Raw genomic sequence first — 25,084 nt, forward strand, 5'->3', positions numbered from 1 at the left:
ACACTATGGCTAAGTTAACAAAAAAGCAAAAAGAAGCTCTTTCTAAGTACGACCCAAGCCAGCAGTACTCCTTAGAGGATGCTTCTCAAATCGTAAAAGATATCACATTGACTAAGTTTGATGCTTCCGTGGATGTAGACGTTCGTTTGGGCGTTGATCCTCGTAAAGCAGATCAAATGGTGAGAGGTGTGGTAGCTCTTCCGCATGGAACTGGTAAGGATGTAAAAGTACTTGTACTTTGTACACCTGACAAGGAACAAGAAGCAAAAGAAGCTGGTGCAGATTATGTTGGTCTAGATGATTTTATTGCCAAAATTGAGGGTGGTTGGACAGATGTTGATGTTATCATCACCATGCCAAACGTTATGGCAAAAGTCGGTAGACTAGGTAGAGTTTTGGGTCCAAGAGGTTTGATGCCTAACCCAAAATCAGGTACTGTAACCTTAGAGGTTGGTAAAGCGGTGAAAGAAGTTAAAGCTGGTAAGATTGATTTCAAAGTTGATAAATTTGGTATCATCCACGCCGGTATTGGTAAAGTATCCTTTACTCCTGAGCAAATTCAGGACAATGTAAAAGAGCTTATCGCCACTATTTCTAAGTTGAAGCCTGCTTCTTCAAAAGGAACATATTTCAAGAGCATTCACTTATCAAGTACAATGTCTCCTGGTGTTAAAGTAGATAAGGGTAGCATTCAAGGTATTTAATCATGACTAGAGAAGAGAAATTACAAATAATCGAAGGTCTTACCGAGAAGTTCAAAGAGACTCCTTACTTCTACATTACAGATGCAGCAGGATTCTCAGTAGCTGACGTTAATGCTTTCAGAAGAACTTGTTACGAGAAAGGAATTGAGTACAAAGTGTACAAAAATACCTTGATAGCAAAAGCATTGGAAAACTTAGAAGGCGATTACAGCGATTTCGCTGCAAAAGTATTGAAGGGTTCATCCGGTATTTTGTTTTCAAAAGAGGTAGGTAATCTTCCTGCAAAAGTTCTTTTAGATTTCAGAAAGAAACGTGGTAAGAAGGAAACGCGTCCAGTATTTAAAGGTGCTTACATCGATTCAGATGTATTTGTTGGAGAGGAAAATTTAGAGTTGTTATCGAACCTTAAGTCTAAAAATGAACTTATTGGTGATGTTATCGGCTTGCTACAGTCTCCAATGACCAACTTGGTTTCAGCTCTACAGAGTGGGCCAAATACTATCGCAGGACTTGTGAAAACACTTTCTGAAAGAGAATAATCAAATTATAAAATCAATTAGTAAAAAAATCAACAATTTAAATATTTAATACAATGGCAGATCTTAAACAACTTGCTGATCAGTTGGTAAACTTGACTGTAAAAGAGGTAAAAGAGTTAGCTGATATCCTTAAAGAAGATTACGGTATCGAACCAGCTGCTGCGGCTGTAGCTGTTGCTGCTCCTGGAGCTGGTGGTGGTGCTGCTGCTGAAGTTGAAGAAAAGACTTCATTTGACGTTATCTTGAAATCTGCTGGTGCTCAGAAACTAGCAGTAGTGAAGCTTGTGAAAGAATTGACTGGTCTTGGTTTGAAAGAAGCAAAAGAACTAGTTGATGGCGCTCCTAAAGCTGTGAAAGAAGGCGTTGCTAAGGACGAAGCTGATGCTTTGAAAAAGTCTCTAGAAGAAGCTGGAGCTGAAGTAGAAGTAAAATAATTTGATTAACCTTTGCCTGATTGTAGGTTAAGGTTATGAGGATAGACCTGACTTGTTTAGTCAGGTCTTTTCCTGTTTGTGCTCAGGATTAAAATTGCACTATTTCTAGCGACAATTGTCGTATTTGGTTAAAAATTATCACTAAAACAAAAACTGCCTTGGCTATCCAGAATCAAACCGAAAGGAAAAGTTTCTCATCTATTAAGGTAGTCAAAGACTATCCTGATTTCCTAGATATCCAGTTACAATCTTTCAAAGATTTTTTCCAATTGGATACTCCTGCCGAAAGAAGAAGACAGGATGGTTTATTTAAGGTGTTTTCTGAGAACTTTCCAATAAGTGACTCAAGAGAAAACTTTACCCTTGAATTTATTGACTACGCGGTAGATCCACCAAAATACTCTGTAGAAGAGTGTATAGATAGAGGCTTGACTTACTCAGTGCCTTTAAAAGCTAAACTTAGGTTGCTTTGTCATGATGAGGATAATGAAGATTTCGAAACTATCGAACAAGAAGTATTCTTGGGTAATCTTCCTTACATGACTGAAAAAGGTTCTTTCGTGATCAATGGTGCAGAACGTGTAATCGTTTCTCAGTTGCATAGATCTCCTGGTGTATTTTTTGCTCAATCCAAGCATACCAATGGAACCAAACTTTATTCTGCCAGAATTATTCCTTTCAAAGGGAGTTGGATCGAATTTGCTACAGATATCAACAATGTCATGTATGCATATATTGATCGTAAGAAAAAATTCCCAGTAACCACGCTTTTAAGAGCTATTGGTTATGGTTCTGATAAAGAAATCTTGGATTTGTTTGGTCTTTCAGAAGAGATTGAGGCAAACAAATCAAGTTTGAAGAAAATTGCCGGCAGAAAACTTGCTGCTCGTGTGTTGAAAACATGGGTGGAAGATTTCGTAGATGAAGATACAGGTGAGGTGGTTTCTATTGATAGAAATGAAGTTCTATTGGAAAGAGACTCCATCTTGACCGAAGAAGATATAGAATTGATTTTAGATTCAGGAGCTAAGTCCATCATCCTTCACAGAGAAGACGTGAATGTGGCTGATTTCTCCATTATCTATAATACGCTTCAAAAAGATAACTCTAACTCTGAGAAAGAAGCGGTTGAGGTAATCTACCGTCAATTGAGAAATACTGAAGCGCCTGATGAAGCTACCGCAAGAGAAGTAATCCACGGATTGTTCTTCTCCGATAAGCGGTATGATTTGGGAGAGGTTGGTCGTTACAGAATCAACAAAAAATTAGGATTGGATATTGATCCTGAGAAAATTGTTTTGACTACCGAGGATATCATCAGTATCGTGAAGTACTTGATCGGATTGATCAATTCTAAAGCAGTAGTTGATGATATTGATCACCTTTCCAATAGAAGGGTTCGTACAGTAGGTGAGCAGCTGTATAGTCAGTTTGGTGTAGGTTTGGCGAGAATGTCCAGAACTATCCGTGAACGTATGAACGTACGTGACAACGAAGATTTCAAACCAGTAGACTTGATCAATGCTCGTACACTTTCTTCTGTAATCAACTCTTTCTTTGGAACCAATCAGCTTTCTCAATTTATGGATCAGACCAACCCATTGGCTGAATTGACTCATAAGAGAAGATTGTCTGCCTTGGGTCCAGGCGGTCTTTCCCGTGAAAGAGCTGGTTTCGAGGTTCGTGACGTACACTACACACACTACGGTCGTCTGTGTACCATCGAAACTCCAGAAGGTCCAAATATTGGATTGATTTCTTCCTTATGTGTGCATGCGAAAGTTAACTCCATGGGCTTCTTGGAAACTCCTTACAGAAAAGTAGAGGGTGGAAAAGTAAGCATGAATGCTAACGATATCGTATTCTTGACCGCCGAGGAGGAAGATAATAATAATATTGCTCAAGCAAATGCGCCATTAGATGACAATGGTAACTTTATTAATGAGCGCGTAAAAGCACGTTTGGAGGGTGACTTCCCAGTATTGACTCCACAAGAGATCAATTATATGGATGTAGCACCAAATCAAATTGTATCTGTTGCAGCTTCTTTGATTCCTTTCTTGGAACATGATGATGCGAACAGAGCTTTGATGGGATCTAACATGCAACGTCAAGCGGTGCCATTATTGAGACCAGAATCTCCTTATGTAGGTACTGGCTTGGAAGGTAAAGCTGCGAGAGATTCTAGAGCATTGGTATTGGCGGAAGCTGACGGTGTGGTAGAATATGTGGATGCAAACAAAATCACCATCAAGTATGACTTGACAGATGATGAGTTGTTGGTCAACTTCAGTGATGAATACAAAACCTACAACCTGATCAAATTTAGAAGAACTAACCAAGATACTACGATCAACTTGACGCCGTTGGTGCTCAAAGGCGACCGTGTGACCAAAGGTCAGGTATTGGTAGAAGGTTATTCTACAAATAAAGGTGAACTTGCCTTGGGTAAGAACTTGAGAGTTGCCTACATGCCTTGGCAAGGATATAACTTTGAGGATGCGATTGTAATCTCCGAGCGTGTAGTACGTGAAGATATCTTCACTTCTATTCACATCGAAGAATTCCAATTGGAAGTAAGAGATACCAAGAGAGGTGAGGAAGAATTGACTTCTGAAATCCCGAACGTATCGGAGGAAGCAGTGAAGCACTTGGATGAAAATGGTATCATCCGTGTAGGTGCTGAAGTAAAAGAAGGCGATATCATCATCGGTAAAATCACTCCAAAAGGAGAGACTGATCCAACGCCAGAAGAGAAATTGCTTCGCGCAATTTTCGGTGATAAGGCAGGCGATGTGAAGGATGCATCTTTGAAAGCTTCTCCATCTTTGAATGGTGTAGTGATTGAGACCAAATTGTTCTCCAGACCTAAAAAAGACAAAGATCTACGTGCAAAGGCGAAAGCTGAGGTTGAGAAGTTGAAGAGCAAGTACGCAAAAGACTTGCTAGGCATCCGTGCTCGCATGATCAACAAATTGATTACGTTGTTGGATGGTATGACTTCCAGTGGAGTAAGGCATAAATTTGGTGATGAGATCATTTCTAAAGGTGTGAAGTTTAATGCGAAGAACATTGAGCAAAACTTGTTCCCTGCGAAGAACCCATACAGAGATGAGTCTAACTATAACGTCCCTGAGGAAGCAAACTTGATCTCCGATATCATCTTGGATGATTGGACAGAAGATGCAAGAGTAAATTCATTGGTTCAGCAGTTGGTTAAAAACTACGTGAACTCTAGAAATGAAATCTCAGGTAGATTCAAGAGAGATAAATTTACCTTGGAGGTAGGTGATGAATTGCCAGCAGGTATCGTACAATTGGCCAAAGTATACATCGCTAAGAAGCGTAAGCTAAAAGTAGGTGATAAGATGGCGGGTCGTCACGGTAACAAAGGTATTGTGGCTAGAATCGTACGTGATGAGGATATGCCATTCTTGGAAGACGGAACACCAATGGATATCGTATTGAATCCGCTTGGGGTACCTTCCCGAATGAACATCGGTCAGATCTACGAAACAGTTCTAGCTTGGGCTGGTTACAAACTAGGTAAGAAATATGCTACTCCAATCTTCGATGGTGCGACTATGGAAGAAGTGGCTGCTGAATTGGATGCCGCTGGCTTGCCAGCTTACGGAAGAACATATCTATACGATGGTTTGTCTGGAAAGATGTTTGATCAGCCGGTTACTGTAGGTATTGCTTACATGTTGAAATTGGGTCACTTGGTAGATGACAAGATGCACGCAAGATCCATAGGACCATACTCCTTGATTACGCAGCAACCATTGGGTGGTAAAGCTCAATTTGGTGGTCAGCGATTTGGAGAAATGGAAGTGTGGGCTTTGGAGGCCTTCGGTGCTTCCCACGTATTGCAGGAGATCTTGACCGTGAAATCCGATGATGTGGTAGGTAGAGCGAAAGCATATGAGGCTATCGTAAAAGGTGAAAACCTTCCGAAGCCGAATATTCCTGAATCATTCAACGTATTGGTTCATGAATTGAGAGGCTTGGCTCTTGAAATCACCTTAGATTAATTCAAAAATAATGGGCCGTAAGGCCCTTAACATACTCTTCAACAATTATGGCGTTCAGAAAAAATAAAAAACTAAACAACGACTTCTCCAGAGTCACCATTAGTTTGGCCTCTCCAGAATCCATTCTGGATAGTTCACACGGTGAAGTAACGCAGCCCGAAACAATCAATTACAGAACGTACAAGCCTGAAATGGGTGGTTTGTTCTGTGAGCGTATTTTCGGTCCTGTGAAAGATTGGGAGTGTCATTGTGGTAAGTACAAGCGCATAAGATATAAGGGCATTATCTGTGACCGTTGTGGTGTTGAGGTGACTGAGAAGAAAGTACGTAGAGAACGTATGGGACACATCGAATTGGTGGTTCCTGTAGCGCATATCTGGTACTTCAAGTCACTTCCTAACAAAATCGGTTACTTGCTAGGTTTGCCTACCAAGAAATTGGATCAAATTGTTTATTATGAAAGATATGCTGTTGTTCAGGCTGGCATCAAGGCTGAGGACGGTGTTCAGTATCTAGACTTTTTGACTGAAGATGAGTATTTGGATATCATGGACAAGCTTCCGAAGGAAAATCACATGCTTGACGATGACGATCCAAACAAATTCATCGCTAAGATGGGAGCAGAAGCAATCGAAATGTTGCTTGCTCGCTTAGACTTAGATGATCTTTCGTACAGTTTAAGACATCAGGCTGCTACTGATACTTCTCAGCAAAGAAAAGCTGAGGCATTGAAGCGATTGAAAGTGGTTGAAGCTTTCAGAGATGCTAGAACGCGTATTGAAAACCGTCCGGAGTGGATGGTTGTACGTATGGTTCCTGTGATTCCACCAGAGTTGAGACCTTTGGTTCCTTTGGATGGGGGTAGATTTGCTACTTCCGATTTGAACGATTTGTACAGAAGGGTAATCATCCGTAACAACCGTTTGAAGCGTCTAATCGATATCAAAGCTCCAGAAGTAATCTTGAGAAATGAAAAAAGGATGTTGCAGGAAGCTGTAGACTCCCTTTTCGATAACTCAAGAAAAGTAAACGCTGTAAGAGCAGATGGTAACAGAGCTTTGAAGTCCCTTTCTGATATGTTGAAAGGTAAGCAAGGTCGTTTCCGTCAGAACTTGCTTGGTAAGCGTGTGGATTACTCTGGTCGTTCTGTTATCGTAGTAGGTCCAGAATTGAAACTGCATGAGTGCGGTCTGCCTAAAAACATGGCTGCTGAACTTTTCAAACCATTCATCATCCGAAAGTTGATAGAAAGGGGTATTGTTAAGACAGTAAAATCCGCTAAGAAAATTGTAGATAGAAAAGATCCTGTAGTGTGGGATATCTTGGAAAACGTGTTGAAAGGACACCCTGTGTTGCTTAACCGTGCTCCAACGCTTCACAGATTAGGTATACAGGCTTTCCAACCAAAGTTGATCGAAGGTAAAGCGATTCAGTTGCACCCATTAGTGTGTACCGCTTTCAACGCTGACTTTGACGGTGACCAAATGGCCGTTCACGTTCCACTAGGACATGAGGCTATTTTGGAAGCTTCTACTTTGATGCTATCTGCTCATAACATCTTAAACCCTGCCAACGGAGCGCCGATTACAGTACCATCTCAAGACATGGTATTGGGTCTTTACTACGTTACCAAAGGTAAAAAGTCAACTCCGGAAGAGCCTGTTGCAGGTGAAGGAATGACTTTCTACGGGGAAGAAGAAGTGATTATTGCCTTGAATGAAGGTGAAATCTCTAAGCACGCGCACATCAAGTGTAAAGTGAAAGTCAGAAACGAAGATGGAACAATCGAAGAGAAAATCATCGATACGGTTGCAGGTCGTTTGATCTTTAACCAATTCGTTCCTGAAGAAGTAGGATACGTTAATGAATTGTTGACAAAGAAAAAACTTCAGCAAATCATTTCCGAAGTTGTAAAAATCTGTGGAATTGCCCGTACAGCTCAATTCTTAGATGATATCAAGCATCTAGGTTTCCAAATGGCTTATCAAGGTGGATTGTCCATGGGTTTGAACGACGTTATTATTCCAGAAGATAAAGATGTCTTGGTAAATAAGGCCAAAGAAGAGGTGGAGCAAATCTCCAGCAACTACTACATGGGTCTTATCACAGATAACGAGCGATACAACCAGGTAATTGATATTTGGACCAGAACCAACTCCCATTTGACCAACATCTTGATGAAGCAAATGGAAGAGGATAAGCAAGGCTTCAACGCCATCTATATGATGATGCACTCCGGTGCAAGGGGTTCGAGAGAACAAATCCGTCAGTTGGGTGGTATGAGAGGTTTGATGGCTAAGCCACAGAAAAACTTGCAAGGTTCCGTAGGTGAGATCATTGAAAACCCAATTCTTTCCAACTTCAAAGAAGGTTTGGATGTATTGGAGTACTTTATCTCTACACACGGCGCCCGTAAAGGTCTTGCAGATACCGCTTTGAAAACTGCCGATGCGGGTTACTTGACTCGTCGTTTGGTGGACGTTGCTCAGGATATGATTATCTCTGAGGAAGATTGCGGTACCTTGAGAGGCTTGGTAGTGTCTGCATTGAAAGACAATGACGAAATCGTAGAGCCACTTTCTGAAAGAATCTTGGGTAGAGTATCTGTACATGATGTGTACGATCCTATTTCTGAAGAATTATTGATTCCATCAGGAATCGAAATCACAGAAGAGATTGCTAAGAAAGTAGATGAGTCAGCTATTGACGAAGTTGAAATCAGATCGGTACTGACCTGCGAAACCAGAAGAGGTGTATGTGCGAAGTGTTATGGACGTAACTTGGCTACCGGCGCAATGGTACAGTCTGGTGAGTCTGTAGGTGTCATTGCAGCGCAGTCTATTGGTGAACCAGGTACACAGTTGACCTTGAGAACATTCCACGTGGGTGGTACTGCTTCCAACATCTCTGTTGAAGCAAGCATCAATGCGAAATTTGACGGGGTTGTAGAATTTGAAGAAGAATTGAGATGGATTGAGACTACCAATAAAGATGGAGAGAAAGTATCCATTGTTATGGGTAGATCTGGTGAAATTAAGATCAACGATGCCAAGTCCGGTAAAACACTTGTATCCAACCACGTTCCTTACGGTGCGGTGTTGAATGTACAAGATGGACAGAAAATCACTAAAGGTGATTCGTTATGTACTTGGGATCCATATAATGCGGTTATCCTTTCGGAGTTTGATGGTACAGTTGAATTCGATGCAATCATCGAAGGAATCACATTCAAAGAAGTTGCCGATGATCAAACAGGCTTTAGAGAGAAGGTAATCATCGATACAAAGGATAAAACCAAAAACCCTGCGGTAGTTGTAAACTATGGTGAGGAGTCTAAAGGATATAATATTCCAGTAGGTGCTCACTTAGCAGTTGAAGCTGGTGAAAAAGTAAAAGCTGGACAAATTTTGGTTAAAATCCCTCGTTCTGTTGGTAAGACAAGAGATATTACGGGTGGTCTTCCACGAGTAACTGAATTGTTTGAGGCTAGAAACCCATCCAACCCGGCTGTGGTTTCTGAAATCGACGGTGTGGTAACTTACGGAGGTATCAAGCGTGGTAACCGTGAAATCTTCATTGAATCCAGAGATGGTGTGAAGAAGCGTTACATGGTTTCTCTTTCTAAGCATATTCTTGTGCAGGAAAATGACTTTATCAGAGCTGGTGAGCCATTATCTGATGGAGCAATCACTCCAAATGATATCCTATCCATCAAAGGACCTACTGCAGTGCAGGAGTACTTGGTGAATGAGATTCAGGAGGTATACAGATTACAAGGTGTGAAGATTAACGATAAGCACATTGAAGTAATTGTAAGTCAAATGATGCAGAAAGTGGAGATCTTGGATGCAGGTGATACCAATTTCTTGCAAAATCAAGTGGTTGACAAGTGGGCATTCAGAGAAGAGAATGACAATATCCTAGATAAGAAAGTTGTCATGGATGCAGGAGATTCTTCTACCTTGAAGCCAGGAATGATCATCACTGCAAGAAGGTTGAGAGATGAGAACTCCAGCTTGAAGCGTAAGGATTTGAAACTGGTACAAGTGAGAGATGCTGAAACTGCGGTTTCTAAGCCAACCTTACAAGGTATTACTGCTGCATCTTTGGGTACAGAAAGCTTTATTTCTGCTGCTTCATTCCAGGAAACTACGAAAGTATTGTCCGAGGCAGCTATCAGAGGTAAGCGCGATGAACTATTGGGGCTGAAAGAAAACGTAATTGTAGGTCACTTGATCCCTGCAGGTACGGGTCAGCGCAAGTTCCAAAGCATGATCGTTGGTTCCTTGGAAGACATGGAGCGTATGTCTACTGAAAGAGAGCGTTCAGCGAGAAAATCAAAGGAGGCTGTCAAATAAATAAACGTCTAATTATTGAAAGGCCTGTATTCACGTACAGGCCTTTTTTAATCCCTAATTGATATGGATCAAAATAATCAACCGAATCAACAAATAGATGTAGAGTTGACCGAAGAGGTAGCTGAGGGTATTTACTCTAATTTAGCTATGATCGCTCATTCCAATTCAGAATTTGTTATTGACTTTATCCGCTTGATGCCAGGTGTGCCTAAAGCCAAGGTAAAGTCACGAATTATTATGACCCCCGATCATGCCAAAAGGTTACTTGCAGCTTTAAAAGATAATATTGCCAAGTACGAAGAAGCATTTGGGAAGATACCCACAGGACAGGAAGCACCAGGATTCCCCATGAATTTTGGGGGGAACTTTGGGGAGGCTTAGTAAAAATATAACAGCTTAATTTTGTTTGTTTTACTGATTTCCCTACCTTTGCAGTCCAAAATTTACAAGTTTAAAGGAAGTATTTATAAATCTATCAGTTAATGCCTACTATACAACAGTTAGTAAGAAAAGGTAGAAACGTCCTAGAGACCAAATCCAAGTCAAAAGCTTTGGATGCATGTCCTCAAAGACGTGGTGTATGTACCAGAGTGTACACTACCACCCCTAAGAAGCCAAACTCAGCGATGAGAAAAGTGGCCAGGGTTAGATTGACGAATGGTAAAGAGGTGAATGCCTACATTCCAGGAGAGGGTCACAATTTGCAAGAACACTCGATCGTATTGATCAGAGGTGGTCGTGTGAAGGATCTTCCAGGTGTACGTTACCACATTATCAGAGGTGCATTGGATACTGCAGGAGTAAAAGACCGTAAGCAAGGTCGCTCCAAGTACGGTGCTAAGAGACCTAAGCCAGGAGCTCCAGCTGCTGCAACAGGCAAAAAGAAATAATTAAAAACATTACAAAGAAATGAGAAAAGCGAAACCAAAGAAGAGATATATTCTTCCTGATCCGAAGTTCAATGATACTTTGGTAACAAAGTTCGTTAACTGTCTAATGGTAGATGGTAAGAAGAGTATTGCTTACAAAATCTTCTACGATGCAATCGAGAAGGTTGAACAAAAAGTAGGTGAGAACGGTCTTGAGGTTTGGAAAAAAGCGCTTAACAATATTACTCCAGCTGTAGAGGTGAAGAGTCGTAGAGTTGGTGGTGCTACGTTCCAGGTCCCAATGGAAGTTAGACCTGAAAGAAAATTGTCCCTAGGCATCAAGTGGATGATCAATTATGCCAGAAAAAGGGGTGAGAAAACTATGATGGATAGATTAGCAGGTGAAATCATCTCCGCATCCAAAGGTGAAGGTGCGGCAGTTAAGAAAAAAGATGACACTCACAGAATGGCTGAAGCCAATAAAGCATTCTCACACTTTAGATTTTAATTGATAATGTCAAGAGATTTAAAATTTACTAGGAACATTGGTATTGCTGCGCACATTGATGCCGGTAAGACCACGACTACTGAACGTATCCTTTTTTACTCCGGTGTTTCCCACAAAATTGGTGAGGTGCACGATGGAGCGGCCACCATGGACTGGATGGCTCAAGAGCAGGAGAGAGGTATTACCATCACTTCAGCTGCCACTACAGTATTCTGGAATTATAGAGATAACAAATATCAAATCAACATCATTGATACTCCCGGACACGTTGACTTCACCGTAGAAGTAAACAGATCTTTGAGAGTATTGGATGGTTTGGTATTCCTTTTCAGTGCAGTTGACGGTGTGGAACCACAGTCTGAGACTAACTGGAGATTAGCTGATAACTATAAAGTAGCCCGTATCGGTTTCGTTAACAAAATGGACAGATCCAGTGCTAACTTCCTTGAAGTTTGTAAACAAGTAAAAGAAATGTTGGGAAGCCATGCAGTACCATTGCAGCTTCCGATCGGTGCCGAAGACAAGTTCAAGGGTGTAGTTGATTTGATCAACAACCGTGCGATCACTTGGAATGAGGCTGACATGGGGATGACGTATGAAGTTATTCCTATTCCAGAAGACATGGAAGAAGAAGTAGCTGAGTGGAGAGAGCACTTGCTAGAGTCTGTTGCTGAATTTGATGAGACCTTGATGGAGAAATACTTCGAGGATCCAAATTCAATCACAGAAGCTGAAATTTTAGCTGCACTTCGTCAAGCTACTATCGGTATGAAAATCGTACCTATGGTATGTGGTTCATCTTTCAAAAACAAAGGTGTACAAACCATGTTGGACTTGGTGATGGAATTATTACCTTCTCCATTGGATAAGGATGATATCATCGCAACTGATCTAAACGACGAAAATAAAGAAGTAAGAATTGCTCCGGATGAATCCGAACCATTTACCGGTTTGGCTTTCAAGATCGCAACTGACCCATTTGTAGGTAGATTGTGTTTCGTAAGAGCATATTCAGGTGTATTGGAGTCTGGTTCATACGTATTCAACAGCCGTTCTGGCAATAAGGAGCGTATCTCCCGGGTATTCCAAATGCATGCTAACAAGCAAAACCAAATCCCAAGACTACAAGCCGGTGATATCGGTGCGGTAGTAGGTTTTAAAGATATCAAGACTGGAGATACTCTTTGTGACGAAAAGCGTAAAGTAGTATTGGAGTCAATGGTATTCCCTGAGCCGGTTATCGGATATGCTATTGAGCCTAAGACTCAAGCAGACGTTGATAAATTGGGTATGGCGATTGCTAAGTTGGTGGAAGAAGATCCAACACTCCAAGTAAATACAGATCACGAAACTGGTCAGACTATCTTGAGAGGTATGGGTGAGCTTCACCTAGAAATTATCATTGACCGTCTGAAGAGAGAATTTAAGGTTGAAATCAACCAAGGTGCTCCTCAGGTTGCTTACAAAGAAGCTTTGTTTGGTTCTGTTGAACACAAAGAAGTGTACAAGAAGCAGACGGGTGGTAAAGGTAAATTTGCTGACATCGTATTCGAATTAGGTCCTAAGGATGCGGATCCTGAAACTGGCGAAATCAAGCCAGGATTGGATTTCGTTAACGGTATCGTGGGTGGTGTTATTCCAAAAGAATTCATTGCTCCAGTTCAGAAAGGTTTCACTGAAGCTATGAAAAACGGTCCGTTGGCAGGTTACCCAATCGAATCTATGAAGGTAAGATTGTTCCATGGTTCTTACCACGATGTTGACTCCGATGCATTGTCTTTCGAATTGGCTGCTAGACTTGGTTTCAAAGAAGCTGCTAAGAAGTGTAGACCACAATTATTGGAGCCAATCATGGCGGTGGATGTAGTAACTCCAGATGAATATACTGGTCCTATTACGGGTGACTTGAATAGAAGAAGAGGTTTGATGAAAGGTATGGATACCAAAGGGTCTTCTACAGTTGTGAAGGCTAGTGTTCCATTATCTGAATTATTCGGTTATGTAACTGATTTGAGAACAATCTCTTCTGGTAGAGCGACAGCGTCTTTGACCTTCTCTCACTACGAGCCAGTTCCATCAAATATCGCTGATCAAGTGATTGCGAAAGTAAAAGGTGAAAAAGCCTAAATCCTGAAAGAAAATGAATCAGAAAATCAGAATAAAATTAAAATCCTACGATCACAGCTTGGTGGATAAGTCATCAGAGAAGATCGTAAAGGCGGTGAAAGCTACCGGAGCCATTGTAGTAGGGCCAATCCCATTGCCTACTAAGAAGGAGAAATTTACTGTATTGAAGTCGCCACACGTAAACAAAAAAGCCAGAGATCAATATCAGCTTTGTACGTACAAAAGATTGGTTGACATCTACAGCAATAGCTCTAAAACTGTTGATGCCTTGATGAAAATTGAACTTCCTAGTGGAGTTGATGTAGAAATCAAAGTCTGACGGTATACATTATCCCTTACTGAAACCTGCAGCGTTTTCGTTGCAGGTTTTGTTTTTTGAGGCTTTTTGTAGATGAGTTTCGGTTAAGCGAGTAAGAATTGTTTGCTTTCACCAAATTTATTTTGGTAAATAATTGAAAATATTGAAGTTGGGTTTTGCTTGGTGAATTTAAATTAATAACTTTGCAGTCCTTAAAAAGCACCCTTGTGCGTAAGCTCTTGGGTTTCAAGATTATTATATAACAGAAGATGTCTGGAATAATAGGTAAAAAAGTAGGAATGACTAGCATTTTCAGTGCCGATGGACGTAATGTCGCATGCACGCTAATAGAAGCTGGTCCTTGCGTAGTGACGCAAGTAAAAAATGTTGAAACAGACGGGTACAACGCTGTTCAATTGGCATTCGGTGAGCGTAAGGAGAAAAATACTCCTAAGCCATTGATCGGTCATTTTAAAAAGGCCGGTACGACGCCAAAGCAGAAAGTTGTTGAATTCAGAGACTTTAGAGTCGAATTCGAAGGTCAGGTTGAACTTGGTAAATCAGTAATTGCTGATGAGGTATTCGTAGAAGGTGACTTCGTAGATGCGATCGGTACTTCCAAAGGTAAAGGTTTCCAAGGGGTTGTAAAAAGACATGGTTTTGCCGGTGTGGGTGGTCAAACTCACGGTCAGCACAACAGACAAAGACACCCAGGTTCTATCGGTGCTTGTTCTTGGCCTTCAAGAGTATTCAAAGGTATGAGAATGGCGGGAAGAACAGGTGGTGACAGAGTGAAAGTTGTCAACCTGAAAGTCCTTAAAATCTATCCTGAAAAGAACTTGCTACTCGTGAGTGGTTCGGTTCCTGGTCCAAAAAATTCTTTCGTTATTCTAGAGAAGTAAGAAAATGGAATTAGCAGTATTAAAACATAACGGCGAAGATACAGGTAGAAAAATCACGCTTTCAGATGAGGTTTTTGCAATAGAGCCTAACGATCACGCGATCTACCTAGATGTCAAACAATTTTTGGCTAACCAGAGACAAGGCACTCACAAGTCTAAAGAAAGAAATGAGGTAGCTGGTTCAACCAAGAAAATTAAAAAGCAAAAAGGTACCGGTGGTGCCAGAGCAGGTTCTTTGAAATCTCCATTGTTTAGAGGAGGAGGTAGAGTATTTGGTCCAAAGCCAAGAAACTATTCCTTCAAATTGAACAAGAAATTGAAGCAATTGGCTCGTAAGTCTGCTTTGTCTTATAAAGTAAAAGAGAATAGCTTGTTAGTATTGGAAGGTGTCAGCTTTGATACTCCAAAAACTAAAAACTATATCGCTTTCTTGAATGGTCTTTCACTTGCTGACAAGAAAACCTTGTTGGTACTTCCAGAAGTAAACAAAAACGTATACCTATCCAGCAGAAACCTTCCTAAGGCAAAAGTGGTAACGGTTGACTCTTTGAATACTTATGAGCTGTTGAATGCTGACAGCTTGGTATTGTGCGAAGGCTCTGTAAGTAAATTAGAAAACATTTTATCGTAAGAAGTCATGCAGATATTAAAGAGACCTTTGATTACGGAGAAGATTTCTGCCATGAACGAAAAAGGCGTTTATGGATTTGTAGTTGAGAAAACAGCTACTAAGCCAGAAATTAAAGAAGCCATCGAAAAAATGTACGGTGTGAAAGTGGAAGCGGTGCGTACCTTGAGAATGCCAGGTAAGCCAAAAACCAGATACACCAAAACAAAAATAGTTTCAGGATTTTCTAAGCCTTACAAAAAGGCAATCGTGAAAGTTGCTGAAGGTGAAGTGATCGATTTTTACGGAGAAATTTAATTGAATCATAGATAACAATGGCAGTTAAAAAGTTAAAGCCTGTTACCCCGGGTACCCGATTTAGAGTGGCTCCTGTATTTGATGAAATTACTGCATCAAAGCCAGAGAAATCTTTGTTGGCCCCGTTGAAAAAGACAGGTGGTAGAAATAATGCAGGTAAAATGACCTCCCGTTATATCGGTGGTGGTCACAAGAGAAGACTTAGAATCATCGATTTTAAGCGTAATAAATTTGGTATTCCTGCGGTAGTGAAGTCAGTAGAGTACGATCCAAACAGATCCGCTCGTATTGCTTTGTTGTACTACACAGATGGTACCAAAACCTACATTATTGCCCCGGAAGGTTTGCAAGTTGGACAAACAGTGATTTCCGGTGAGAGTGTTGCTCCAGAAGTGGGCAACGCGATGCACATGACCAATATGCCTTTAGGTACAATTGTTCATAACATCGAACTTAAGCCAGGAAAAGGTGGCGCTTTAGCACGTAGTGCGGGCGGCTATGCTCAGATTGTAGCGAGAGAAGGTAAATACGTAACCGTAAAATTACCATCTGGCGAAATGAGATTAATCCTTGGTGCGTGTTTGGCTACAGTAGGTACTGTATCCAATGCTGACCATATGAATGTTAGGTTAGGTAAAGCCGGTAGAAACCGTTGGTTGGGAAGAAGACCTAGAACCAGAGGTGTGGCGATGAACCCAGTAGATCACCCAATGGGTGGTGGTGAGGGTCGTTCATCCGGTGGACATCCAAGATCTAGAAAAGGCTTACTTGCTAAAGGTAAGAAAACTAGATCACCTAAGAAGTATTCAAATAAATTCATTATCAGTAGACGTACGAAATAATTATGGCACGTTCATTAAAAAAGGGTCCTTATATAGAGCACCATTTGGCTAAGAAAGTGGATGTCATGAACGAATCAGGGAAAAAATCTGTGATCAAAACCTGGTCCAGAAGATCAATGATTTCCCCGGATTTCGTAGGCCACACCTTTGCTGTGCATAATGGAAACAAGTTTATCCCAGTGTTTGTAACTGACAACATGGTTGGACACAAATTGGGTGAATTTGCACCTACCAGAAACTTCAGAGGTCACATTGCCAAAAAAGATAAAGGAAAGAGATAATCATGGAAGCAATAGCAAGATTAAACAACGTTCCTACTTCTCCACGCAAAATGCGTTTGGTAGCTGACCTCGTGAGAGGTAAAAGAGTAGGACATGCACTAAGCATATTGAAGTTTACTCCGAACCACGGTTCCATTAAGTTAGAGAAGCTTCTTCTTTCTGCTGTAGCCAATTGGCAAGCGAAAAACCCAGATGTAAAGCTGGAAGACGCAGATTTATATGTGAAAACTATCTTTGTTGACGAAGGTCGTATGTTGAAAAGACTAAGACCTGCCCCACAAGGTAGAGCTCACAGAATCCGTAAAAGATCAAATCATGTAACCTTGATCGTTGATGCAGTCAACGCAGGTGTTACCGCTGATGAAGTAGAAACAACAGAAAACAACTAATTAAAATCAGACTATGGGACAAAAAATCAACCCAATTGGTTTTAGACTTGGTGTAATCAAGGGATGGGACTCTAACTGGTACGGTGGCAAGGATTTCGCTGATAAACTATATGAGGATCAGCAGATCAGAAAATATGTCAACGCTAGAATTCCAAAAGGAGGTATCTCTAAAGTTATCATCGAAAGAACTTTGAAAAGAATCACCTTGACTATCCACACTGCTAGACCAGGCGTGGTAATCGGTAAAGGTGGTGCTGAAGTTGATAAATTGAAGGAAGAGTTGAAAAAACTTACCAACAAAGATGTTCAAATCAACATCTTTGAAATTAAGCGTCCAGAATTGGATGCGAAATTGGTTGGTGAGTCTATCGCACAACAATTACAAGCGCGTATTTCCTTCAGAAGAGCGATGAAGCAATCAATTGCTGCTACCATGAGAGTGGGTGCTGAAGGTATCAAAATCAAACTTTCCGGTAGATTAGGTGGTGCTGAGATGGCACGTTCTGAGATGTACAAAGAAGGAAGAATTCCTTTACATACATTGAGAGCAGACATCGATTATGCAGTATCTGAAGCCTTGACTGTATATGGTATCATTGGTATCAAAGTATGGATCTTCAAGGGTGAAGTATACGGAAAGAGAGACCTTTCTCCTAATATTGGTGCTGCTGAGAGCAAGTCTAATGCTGGTAATCAAGCCAACAGAGGCAAGCGCAGAGAAGGCGGTCCAAAGAGAAGAAAGAGAAATAACTAATTTATCACCATTAGTGAGAAATCATGTTACAGCCGAAAAGAACAAAATATAGAAAAATGCATAAGGGCAGAATCAAAGGAATCGCTCAAAGAGGTCATACTCTTTCGTTCGGTAACTTTGGTATCAAGTCCCTAGAGGCAGGTTGGATTACTTCCCGTCAGATTGAGGCCGCTCGTATTGCCATGACAAGAGCAATGAAAAGAGAAGGTCAGGTTTGGATCAGAATTTTCCCTGACAAACCAATCACTAAGAAGCCTGCAGAAGTACGTATGGGTAAAGGTAAAGGTGCTCCTGAATACTGGGTTGCAGTAATCAAGCCAGGAACAATCCTTTTCGAAGCTACTGGCGTAAGCTTGGAGGTAGCGAAAGAGGCCTTGAGATTGGCACAGCAAAAACTTCCTGTTAGTACGAATTTCATTGTACGTAGAGATTACGTAGGATAATTAAAACTATGAAAAACTCAGAAATCAGATCACTTTCCGAAAGTGAAATCATCGAGCGTATAGCCGCTGAGCAGCAGAATTTGACTAAGTTAAATTTCGCTCATGCTATTTCTCCTATTGAGAATCCAAATAAAATTAGGGAATCAAGACGTTTTATCGCGAGACTACAAACGATCTTGACAGAAAAACAAAGAGCTAAATAAGAAAAAGATGGCTACTACTGAGAGAAATCTACGTAAAGAGAGAATTGGCAAAGTAGTCAGCAACAAGATGGAGAAATCTATCACAGTTGCCGTAGAGAGAAAGGTTAAACACCCAATCTACGGCAAGTTTGTTGCCAAGACTACCAAATTTATGGTTCATGACGAGAAAAACGATGCTAGAGAAGGCGATGTTGTCAGAATTAGCGAAACTCGTCCGCTGAGTAAAAACAAGCGTTGGAGATTAGTAGAAATTATAGAAAGGGCTAAGTAATCATGATACAGCAAGAATCCAGACTAAGCGTTGCGGATAATTCCGGTGCCAAAGAGGTACTAGTAATCCGCGTTTTGGGTGGTACCAAGAAAAGGTATGCTTCCATCGGAGACAAAGTTGTAGTGACAGTTAAATCTGCTCTTTCTTCCAGCAACATGAAAAAAGGTACCGTATCTAAAGCGGTTATCGTGAGAACGAAGAAAGAAATCAGACGTAAAGACGGTTCTTACATCAGATTTGAAGATAATGCTGCTGTATTATTGAACAACAACAACGAGCCAAGAGGTAGCCGTATCTTCGGTCCTGTGGCAAGAGAGTTGAGAGATAAGCAGTATATGAAGATTGTATCTTTAGCCCCAGAAGTATTGTAATCATGGAAAGAAAATTTAACAAGCAGCCAAAGCTACACATCAGAAGAGATGACGTCGTAAAGGTGTTGTCAGGAGATGATAAAGGCAAGACAGGTAAGGTTTTGTCCGTAGATCTTGAAAAAAGAAGGGCTATCGTAGAAGGTCTTAACATGGTAACAAAGCATGTGAAACCTACAGCTTCCAATCCTCAAGGAGGAATCGAGAAAAAAGAAGCTCCGATTCATATTAGTAACTTGATGCTTATCGATCCTAAAACAGGTGAAGCTACCAAAACCGGTAGAAAAAGAAATGAGCAAGGTAAATTGGTAAGATATTCCAAAAAAACAGGGGAGGTGATCAATGGCTAAGCCTAGAGTAAAAGATAGATATTTGACAGAAATCGCTCCTGAATTAAAGGAGAAGTTTCAGTATAAGTCAGTAATGCAAGTGCCAAAGTTGACCAAAATTGTAGTTAACAAAGGTATTGGTGCTGCTGTAGCTGATAAAAAGTTGGTTGACCAAGGTGTAGAAGAGCTTAGCTTGATCACTGGTCAAAGAGCTGTAGCTACCAAAGCAAAGACTTCTGTTTCCAACTTTAAGTTGAGAGAAGGTATGCCAATTGGTGCAAAAGTTACCTTGAGAGGCGACAGAATGTACGAATTCTTAGACAGATTGATGACTGTAGCTCTTCCTCGTGTGAGAGATTTCAAAGGTATCAGCGATAAGGGTTTTGACGGAAGAGGTAACTATACCTTGGGTGTAACCGAGCAGATCATTTTCCCAGAAATCAGCATCGAGAAAGTAAACAGAATTTCCGGTATGGACATCACTTTTGTGACTACTGCCGCAACTGATGAAGAAAGCTATGCATTGTTGAAAGCTTTCGGTATGCCTTTCGTAAACAAAAATAATCAATAAGAATATGGCAAGAGAGTCATTAAAAGCTCGCGAGAGAAAAAGAGAACATCTTGTAGCCAAGTTTGCTAAGAAAAGAGCAGAACTGAAAGCTGCTGGTGATTATGAAGCTTTGGATAAACTTCCTAAAAATTCATCCCCGGTTAGACTACACAACAGATGTAAATTGACCGGTCGTCCGAAAGGATACATGAGGAAGTTTGGTATCAACAGGGTAACCTTCAGAGAAATGGCTTCTGCTGGAAAAATCCCAGGTGTAACCAAGTCTAGCTGGTAAAAATCGGATAACTGTTTTTATTCTGAAAATCATTGTGTAACTTTGCACGCCCGTTTGGGAACGTGCAGTTAGACTTATATAATTATGACTGATCCAATAGCTGATTATCTAACGAGATTGAGAAACGCCATTAAGGCGTCTCATCGTATAGTTGAGATACCTGCTTCTAACATCAAAAAGGAAATGACCAAAGTGTTGTTTGACAAAGGTTATATTCAAAACTATAAGTTCGAGGAGAATGGTCCTCAAGGAACTATCAAAATAGCTTTGAAGTACAACCCGGCAACCAAGCAAAACGCGATCGTAAGCCTTTCTAGAATTAGTAAGCCAGGTTTGAGAAAGTATGTGAAACATGGAGACCTACCAAGAGTTATCAATGGCTTGGGTATTGCTATCCTGTCCACATCTAAGGGTGTAATGACCGATAAAGAAGCCCGAGTAGAGGGTATCGGTGGAGAAGTACTTTGCTACGTATATTAATAAACCGTCATGTCAAGAATAGGTAAAAAACCAATAAATCTACCTGCGGGTGTTACTGTAGACGTGTCAGCACATAATACTGTCACTGTTAAAGGTCCCAAAGGTACGCTAGTGAGGGATGTGAATCCCGATATTACCGTGAAGGTTGAAGGCAATGAATTGCTTGTAGAAAGACCAACGGATTCCAAAAGACATAAGTCTCTACACGGATTGTACCGTTCTTTGATCAACAACATGGTTGTTGGTGTATCCGATGGATTCAAAAAAGAGATGGAACTAGTCGGTGTGGGTTACAAGGCATCCAATCAAGGTCAAGTGTTAGAGCTTTCCCTTGGTTACTCCCACAGTATTTTCTTTGCGCTTCCTGAGTCAATCAAATTGACTACAGAGACTCCAAAAGGTAAAAACCCTTTGGTAACTTTGGAAGGTATAGACAAAGAATTAGTAGGTCAAATAGCTGCTAAGATCCGCTCCTTGCGTAAGGTTGAACCTTACAAAGGTAAAGGTGTACGCTTCGTAGGTGAAAATGTAAGACGTAAGGCTGGTAAAACTGCTGGTAAAAAATAATTAAGATGGCTTTTAATAAGAATTTTAGAAGACTTAGAATCAAAAAAAGTATCCGTAGAAAAATCAACGGTACTGATTCAAGACCTCGTTTGTCAGTATTTAAAAGCAATACTGGTATTTACGCTCAATTAGTGGATGATTTGAAAGGTCATACCCTTGCCTTTGCGTCTTCCAAAGAACTTGGTTCCGTAAAAAATGCCAATGTAGCAGTTTCTAAAGAGGTTGGTAAAAAACTAGCTGAAAGAGCTGTTGAAAAGGGTGTTGCGGAAGTAGTATTTGATAGAAGCGGCTATTTGTATCATGGTAACGTTAAAGCTTTAGCCGACGGCGCTAGAGAAGGTGGCCTTAAATTCTAATAATTATGTCTCAACTAAGAAGAAAACCCATCAGGGCAACAGATACTGAGTTAAAAGAAAAAGTAGTAGCGATCAACCGTGTTGCGAAAGTAGTAAAAGGTGGTCGTAGATTTTCTTTCTCTGCAATCGTGGTAGTAGGTGACGGAAATGGCGTAGTAGGTTATGGCCTAGGTAAAGCTAACGAAGTTACAGATGCAATCACAAAAGGAATCGAAGACGCTAAAAAGAATTTGGTAAGAGTTCCTGTTTTGAAAGGTACTATTCCTCATGAGCAGCTTGGCAAATTCGGTGGTGGTTTTGTATTGATCAAGCCAGCAGCTGCGGGTACTGGTGTTATTGCCGGTGGTGCGATGCGTGCTGTTTTGGAATCTGCCGGCGTTACTGACGTATTGGCTAAATCCAAAGGATCATCCAATCCGCATAACGTGGTAAAGGCTACTATTGATGCCTTGGTACAATTAAGAGATGCTATCAGCGTTTCTCAGCAGAGAGGTGTTAAAATGTCAAAAGTATTTAACGGCTAAGAGAAATGGCGAAGGTAAAAATCACACAAGTTAAAAGTACCATCAAAAGACCAAAAGATCAGAAAGCAACAATCATCGCTTTAGGTCTTGGAAAAATTAACAGGTCTGTAGTAGTAGAATCGAATCCTGCTATCAATGGTATGATCAATAAAGTTAGTCACCTTGTAAAAGTGGAGGAAGCTTAATTATGAAACTACATACACTAAAACCTGCAGAAGGTTCTATCAAATCTCGCAAGAGAATCGGTCGTGGTACTGGTTCTGGAAGAGGAGGAACATCTACAAGAGGTCACAAGGGTGCCAAATCAAGATCAGGTTACAAAACTAAGCTTGGTTTTGAAGGTGGTCAGATGCCACTACAAAGACGTGTACCTAAGTTCGGTTTTAAGAGCTTAAATAAAGTTTTTGCAAAACCAATCAACTTGAATACACTTCAGGATTTGGCTTCTGAGTTCAATTTGGACACCATTTCTTTCGATACTTTAATAGAACACGGATTAGTTTCTAAAAAAGATGTTGTAAAAGTGTTGGGTAGAGGCGAACTTACGGCCAAATTAAATGTAAGTGCTCACTCTTTCTCCGCTTCAGCTGTTGAAGCTATCGAAAAAGTAGGCGGAACAGTAAACAAGATTTAAGATTAAATGAAAAAGTTCATCTCAACAGTTAAGAATATCTTTTCTATTGAAGATTTGAGGATCCGTATCATGAATACAATCGGCTTGCTGATTGTATTCAGATTGGGTTCTTTCATCGTTTTACCAGGTGTAGATCCATCTAAGTTGGGAGACGCACCAGAAGGTATATTTGGTTTGATCGATACATTCCTAGGTGGTGCCTTCAGTAATGCTTCCATCTTTGGTTTGGGTATCATGCCATACATCTCTGCATCCATCGTGTTGCAGTTGTTAACTGTTGGTGTTCCATATTTTCAAAAATTACAGAAAGAGGGAGAGTCAGGTCGTAAAAGAATCAATCAAATCACTCGTGTATTAACAATTGCTATTACTGTTGCGCAAGGTATAGGTTACATCACCGCTACCATTCTTCCAACCGGTGCAGTGATGGTTGATACCACACTATTTATGTTCAGCTCATTAGTATTGCTTTCAGCTGGTACTATGTTCTGTATGTGGATTGGTGAGAAGATCACAGAAAAAGGTATCGGTAACGGTATTTCTATGTTGATCATGATTGGTATTATCTCCAGATTCCCTGGTGCTATCATTGCTGAGGTACTTTCTAAGGGTACTTCTGGTATGTTGCTATTGTTGCTAGAAGCTGCTGTATTGTTCTTCGTGGTGTTAGGTACTGTCGCTTTGACAGAAGCTACCCGCAGAATTCCTGTACAGTATGCAAAACAAGTTGTAGGAGGAAAAGTATATGGTGGTCAAAGACAGTATATCCCTATCAAGGTAAATGCTTCTGGTGTAATGCCAATTATCTTTGCTCAATCCTTGATGTTCCTTCCTGCCTTGATTGCCCAGATTTGGTCTGCTGACAATGATATAGCAAACTATATCGGTAGCACATTTAGCGATTTTACATCTTGGCAGTACAATCTAGTATTTGCTATCATGATTATCCTTTTCACATTCTTCTATACTGCTATTACAGTTAATCCTGAGCAGATTTCTGAAGATTTGAAGAGAAATGGTGGTTTTGTTCCTGGTATTAAGCCTGGAGCTCCTACTGCTGATTTCATTGATAACATCATTTCTAGAATAACACTACCAGGATCTATACTACTTTCTGTAGTCGCTATTCTTCCTGCATTTGCCATAATTGCTGGTGTAGGGGGTGAGTTTGCTCAATTCTATGGTGGTACATCCTTATTGATTATGGTGGGTGTTATCATGGATACCCTTAGACAAATTGAAAGTTATTTGTTAATGAGGCATTACGAGGGCATGATGAAGAGTGGTAATATGAAAAACAACACTTCAAATTACGCGCCCGCAATATGATTCACTACAAGACTTTAGATGAAGTCCAGTTAATCAAAGAAAGTGCTCAAATATTAGGTAAAGCTCACGGCGAAGTTGCCAAGTATATTAAAGAAGGGGTAAAGACCTCTTATCTAGATAAAATTGCGGAAGAGTACATCAGAGACAACGGTGGTGTACCTTCCTTCAAAGGTTACAACGGGTTTCCAGCTACTTTATGTATTTCAGTTAATGAAGTCGTAGTACATGGATTTCCCGGAGACTATATTTTGAAAGATGGCGATATAATCTCAGTGGATTGTGGAGTCTTTCACCAAGGTTTTCATAGCGATTGCGCTTATACTTACCCTGTCGGTGAAGTTTCCCCTGCTGTTTTGTCATTACTCAAAGTTACCCGAGAATCACTTTATCTAGGGATTGAAAAGGCTGTTTTTGGAAATCGAATCGGAGATATTGGCCATGCCATTCAAAAGTTTGTTGAATCCAAGGGATTTACGGTTGTACGTGAATTAGTTGGACACGGACTTGGAAGGAATCTTCATGAGGCTCCAGAAGTTCCTAATTATGGAAAAAGAGGCAGTGGCACTCCCTTGAAAAATGGAATGGTCATTGCTATCGAACCCATGATTAATCTTGGTACACGTAATATTGTGCAAGAGAGAGATGGATGGACGATCAGAACAGCTGATAGAAAGGCTTCTGCTCATTTTGAGCATACCGTAGCGATATTTGAGGATAGAACTGAAATACTGACTACACATCAATACATAGAAGATATTATTAAATTCTAAA

Annotated in this window: 32 protein-coding genes; all 32 read left to right on the forward strand. The window is 40.6% G+C overall.

All coding sequences use genetic code 11. From position 1 onward, the window contains the following. Positions 1-5 precede the first annotated feature (5 nt). The 32 genes from rplA (at position 6) to map (ending at position 25,083) form a co-directional block, all read left to right on the forward strand. Positions 6-704, forward strand: a complete 699-nt coding sequence (gene rplA / locus ACXIUD_RS01825; protein ID WP_458050923.1) for a 50S ribosomal protein L1 — start codon at positions 6-8, stop codon at positions 702-704. 2 nt (positions 705-706) lie between these two features. Further along, positions 707-1,243, forward strand: coding sequence for a 50S ribosomal protein L10 (gene rplJ / locus ACXIUD_RS01830; RefSeq protein WP_189585925.1), 537 nt, complete (start codon positions 707-709; stop codon positions 1,241-1,243). 53 nt (positions 1,244-1,296) lie between these two features. Further along, positions 1,297-1,677 carry a 50S ribosomal protein L7/L12 gene (gene rplL, locus ACXIUD_RS01835; RefSeq protein ID WP_189585928.1) on the forward strand — a complete coding sequence of 127 codons (381 nt, stop codon included), beginning with the start codon at positions 1,297-1,299 and terminating at the stop codon, positions 1,675-1,677. Between the two features lie 158 nt (positions 1,678-1,835). After that, positions 1,836-5,711 (forward strand): DNA-directed RNA polymerase subunit beta, encoded by a 3,876-nt coding sequence (rpoB, locus tag ACXIUD_RS01840; RefSeq protein ID WP_458050924.1) that lies wholly within the window; start codon positions 1,836-1,838, stop codon positions 5,709-5,711. Between the two features lie 47 nt (positions 5,712-5,758). Continuing rightward, positions 5,759-10,069, forward strand: coding sequence for a DNA-directed RNA polymerase subunit beta' (gene rpoC, locus ACXIUD_RS01845; RefSeq protein WP_458050925.1), 4,311 nt, complete (start codon positions 5,759-5,761; stop codon positions 10,067-10,069). Between the two features lie 63 nt (positions 10,070-10,132). Next, positions 10,133-10,450, forward strand: coding sequence for a DUF3467 domain-containing protein (locus tag ACXIUD_RS01850; RefSeq protein ID WP_236139544.1), 318 nt, complete (start codon positions 10,133-10,135; stop codon positions 10,448-10,450). Between the two features lie 101 nt (positions 10,451-10,551). Further along, positions 10,552-10,959: a 30S ribosomal protein S12 gene (gene rpsL / locus ACXIUD_RS01855; RefSeq protein ID WP_189585939.1), complete on the forward strand. Its 408-nt coding sequence runs from the start codon at positions 10,552-10,554 to the stop codon at positions 10,957-10,959. A gap of 19 nt (positions 10,960-10,978) precedes the next feature. After that, a complete protein-coding gene (gene rpsG / locus ACXIUD_RS01860; protein WP_189585942.1) occupies positions 10,979-11,446 on the forward strand; it encodes a 30S ribosomal protein S7 in 468 nt (155 codons plus the stop codon). 6 nt (positions 11,447-11,452) lie between these two features. Continuing rightward, complete coding sequence (gene fusA, locus ACXIUD_RS01865) at positions 11,453-13,573, forward strand: elongation factor G (protein ID WP_458050926.1); 2,121 nt, start codon at positions 11,453-11,455, stop codon at positions 13,571-13,573. A 13-nt stretch (positions 13,574-13,586) separates the two neighbouring features. Then, a complete protein-coding gene (gene rpsJ / locus ACXIUD_RS01870; RefSeq protein ID WP_009183381.1) occupies positions 13,587-13,892 on the forward strand; it encodes a 30S ribosomal protein S10 in 306 nt (101 codons plus the stop codon). A gap of 248 nt (positions 13,893-14,140) precedes the next feature. After that, positions 14,141-14,773, forward strand: a complete 633-nt coding sequence (rplC, locus tag ACXIUD_RS01875) for a 50S ribosomal protein L3 (RefSeq protein WP_189585948.1) — start codon at positions 14,141-14,143, stop codon at positions 14,771-14,773. Between the two features lie 4 nt (positions 14,774-14,777). Further along, a complete protein-coding gene (gene rplD / locus ACXIUD_RS01880; protein WP_458050927.1) occupies positions 14,778-15,404 on the forward strand; it encodes a 50S ribosomal protein L4 in 627 nt (208 codons plus the stop codon). Positions 15,405-15,410: 6 nt separating this feature from the next. Next, positions 15,411-15,698, forward strand: coding sequence for a 50S ribosomal protein L23 (gene rplW, locus ACXIUD_RS01885; RefSeq protein WP_189585954.1), 288 nt, complete (start codon positions 15,411-15,413; stop codon positions 15,696-15,698). Between the two features lie 17 nt (positions 15,699-15,715). Next, positions 15,716-16,540: a 50S ribosomal protein L2 gene (gene rplB, locus ACXIUD_RS01890; protein ID WP_189585957.1), complete on the forward strand. Its 825-nt coding sequence runs from the start codon at positions 15,716-15,718 to the stop codon at positions 16,538-16,540. 2 nt (positions 16,541-16,542) lie between these two features. Next, on the forward strand, positions 16,543-16,821 hold the full coding sequence (gene rpsS / locus ACXIUD_RS01895; RefSeq protein ID WP_009034213.1) for a 30S ribosomal protein S19: 279 nt from the start codon (positions 16,543-16,545) through the stop codon (positions 16,819-16,821). A 2-nt stretch (positions 16,822-16,823) separates the two neighbouring features. Then, positions 16,824-17,210, forward strand: coding sequence for a 50S ribosomal protein L22 (gene rplV / locus ACXIUD_RS01900; RefSeq protein WP_458050928.1), 387 nt, complete (start codon positions 16,824-16,826; stop codon positions 17,208-17,210). Positions 17,211-17,223: 13 nt separating this feature from the next. Further along, positions 17,224-17,964 (forward strand): 30S ribosomal protein S3, encoded by a 741-nt coding sequence (gene rpsC, locus ACXIUD_RS01905; protein ID WP_189585963.1) that lies wholly within the window; start codon positions 17,224-17,226, stop codon positions 17,962-17,964. Positions 17,965-17,987: 23 nt separating this feature from the next. Further along, the gene (rplP, locus tag ACXIUD_RS01910) at positions 17,988-18,407 is read left to right on the forward strand and encodes a 50S ribosomal protein L16 (RefSeq protein WP_189585965.1); all 420 of its coding nucleotides are present in this window, start codon (positions 17,988-17,990) and stop codon (positions 18,405-18,407) included. Positions 18,408-18,415: 8 nt separating this feature from the next. Next, complete coding sequence (gene rpmC / locus ACXIUD_RS01915; RefSeq protein WP_236139552.1) at positions 18,416-18,610, forward strand: 50S ribosomal protein L29; 195 nt, start codon at positions 18,416-18,418, stop codon at positions 18,608-18,610. Between the two features lie 7 nt (positions 18,611-18,617). Continuing rightward, a complete protein-coding gene (gene rpsQ / locus ACXIUD_RS01920; protein WP_458050929.1) occupies positions 18,618-18,881 on the forward strand; it encodes a 30S ribosomal protein S17 in 264 nt (87 codons plus the stop codon). Between the two features lie 2 nt (positions 18,882-18,883). Then, on the forward strand, positions 18,884-19,252 hold the full coding sequence (gene rplN, locus ACXIUD_RS01925) for a 50S ribosomal protein L14 (protein ID WP_189585973.1): 369 nt from the start codon (positions 18,884-18,886) through the stop codon (positions 19,250-19,252). Between the two features lie 2 nt (positions 19,253-19,254). After that, on the forward strand, positions 19,255-19,599 hold the full coding sequence (rplX, locus tag ACXIUD_RS01930; RefSeq protein WP_189585976.1) for a 50S ribosomal protein L24: 345 nt from the start codon (positions 19,255-19,257) through the stop codon (positions 19,597-19,599). Next, complete coding sequence (gene rplE / locus ACXIUD_RS01935) at positions 19,592-20,149, forward strand: 50S ribosomal protein L5 (RefSeq protein ID WP_189585977.1); 558 nt, start codon at positions 19,592-19,594, stop codon at positions 20,147-20,149. Before rplX ends, rplE begins: the two co-directional genes overlap by 8 nt. 4 nt (positions 20,150-20,153) lie before the next feature. Further along, a complete protein-coding gene (gene rpsN / locus ACXIUD_RS01940) occupies positions 20,154-20,423 on the forward strand; it encodes a 30S ribosomal protein S14 (protein WP_189585980.1) in 270 nt (89 codons plus the stop codon). Between the two features lie 84 nt (positions 20,424-20,507). After that, complete coding sequence (rpsH, locus tag ACXIUD_RS01945) at positions 20,508-20,903, forward strand: 30S ribosomal protein S8 (protein WP_189585983.1); 396 nt, start codon at positions 20,508-20,510, stop codon at positions 20,901-20,903. 9 nt (positions 20,904-20,912) lie between these two features. Continuing rightward, positions 20,913-21,470 (forward strand): 50S ribosomal protein L6, encoded by a 558-nt coding sequence (gene rplF / locus ACXIUD_RS01950; protein WP_458050930.1) that lies wholly within the window; start codon positions 20,913-20,915, stop codon positions 21,468-21,470. A 5-nt stretch (positions 21,471-21,475) separates the two neighbouring features. Continuing rightward, the gene (rplR, locus tag ACXIUD_RS01955; RefSeq protein ID WP_458050931.1) at positions 21,476-21,826 is read left to right on the forward strand and encodes a 50S ribosomal protein L18; all 351 of its coding nucleotides are present in this window, start codon (positions 21,476-21,478) and stop codon (positions 21,824-21,826) included. Between the two features lie 5 nt (positions 21,827-21,831). Further along, the gene (rpsE, locus tag ACXIUD_RS01960; protein WP_189585992.1) at positions 21,832-22,350 is read left to right on the forward strand and encodes a 30S ribosomal protein S5; all 519 of its coding nucleotides are present in this window, start codon (positions 21,832-21,834) and stop codon (positions 22,348-22,350) included. A gap of 5 nt (positions 22,351-22,355) precedes the next feature. After that, the gene (gene rpmD / locus ACXIUD_RS01965) at positions 22,356-22,535 is read left to right on the forward strand and encodes a 50S ribosomal protein L30 (RefSeq protein ID WP_458050932.1); all 180 of its coding nucleotides are present in this window, start codon (positions 22,356-22,358) and stop codon (positions 22,533-22,535) included. 2 nt (positions 22,536-22,537) lie between these two features. Beyond that, positions 22,538-22,984 (forward strand): 50S ribosomal protein L15, encoded by a 447-nt coding sequence (rplO, locus tag ACXIUD_RS01970; RefSeq protein WP_458050933.1) that lies wholly within the window; start codon positions 22,538-22,540, stop codon positions 22,982-22,984. Between the two features lie 6 nt (positions 22,985-22,990). Next, positions 22,991-24,313: a preprotein translocase subunit SecY gene (gene secY / locus ACXIUD_RS01975; protein WP_458050934.1), complete on the forward strand. Its 1,323-nt coding sequence runs from the start codon at positions 22,991-22,993 to the stop codon at positions 24,311-24,313. Next, positions 24,310-25,083: a type I methionyl aminopeptidase gene (map, locus tag ACXIUD_RS01980; RefSeq protein WP_458050935.1), complete on the forward strand. Its 774-nt coding sequence runs from the start codon at positions 24,310-24,312 to the stop codon at positions 25,081-25,083. The genes secY and map overlap by 4 nt, the downstream gene beginning before the upstream one ends. Position 25,084 lies beyond the last annotated feature (1 nt).

The organism is Mongoliitalea sp., from assembly GCF_054166905.1.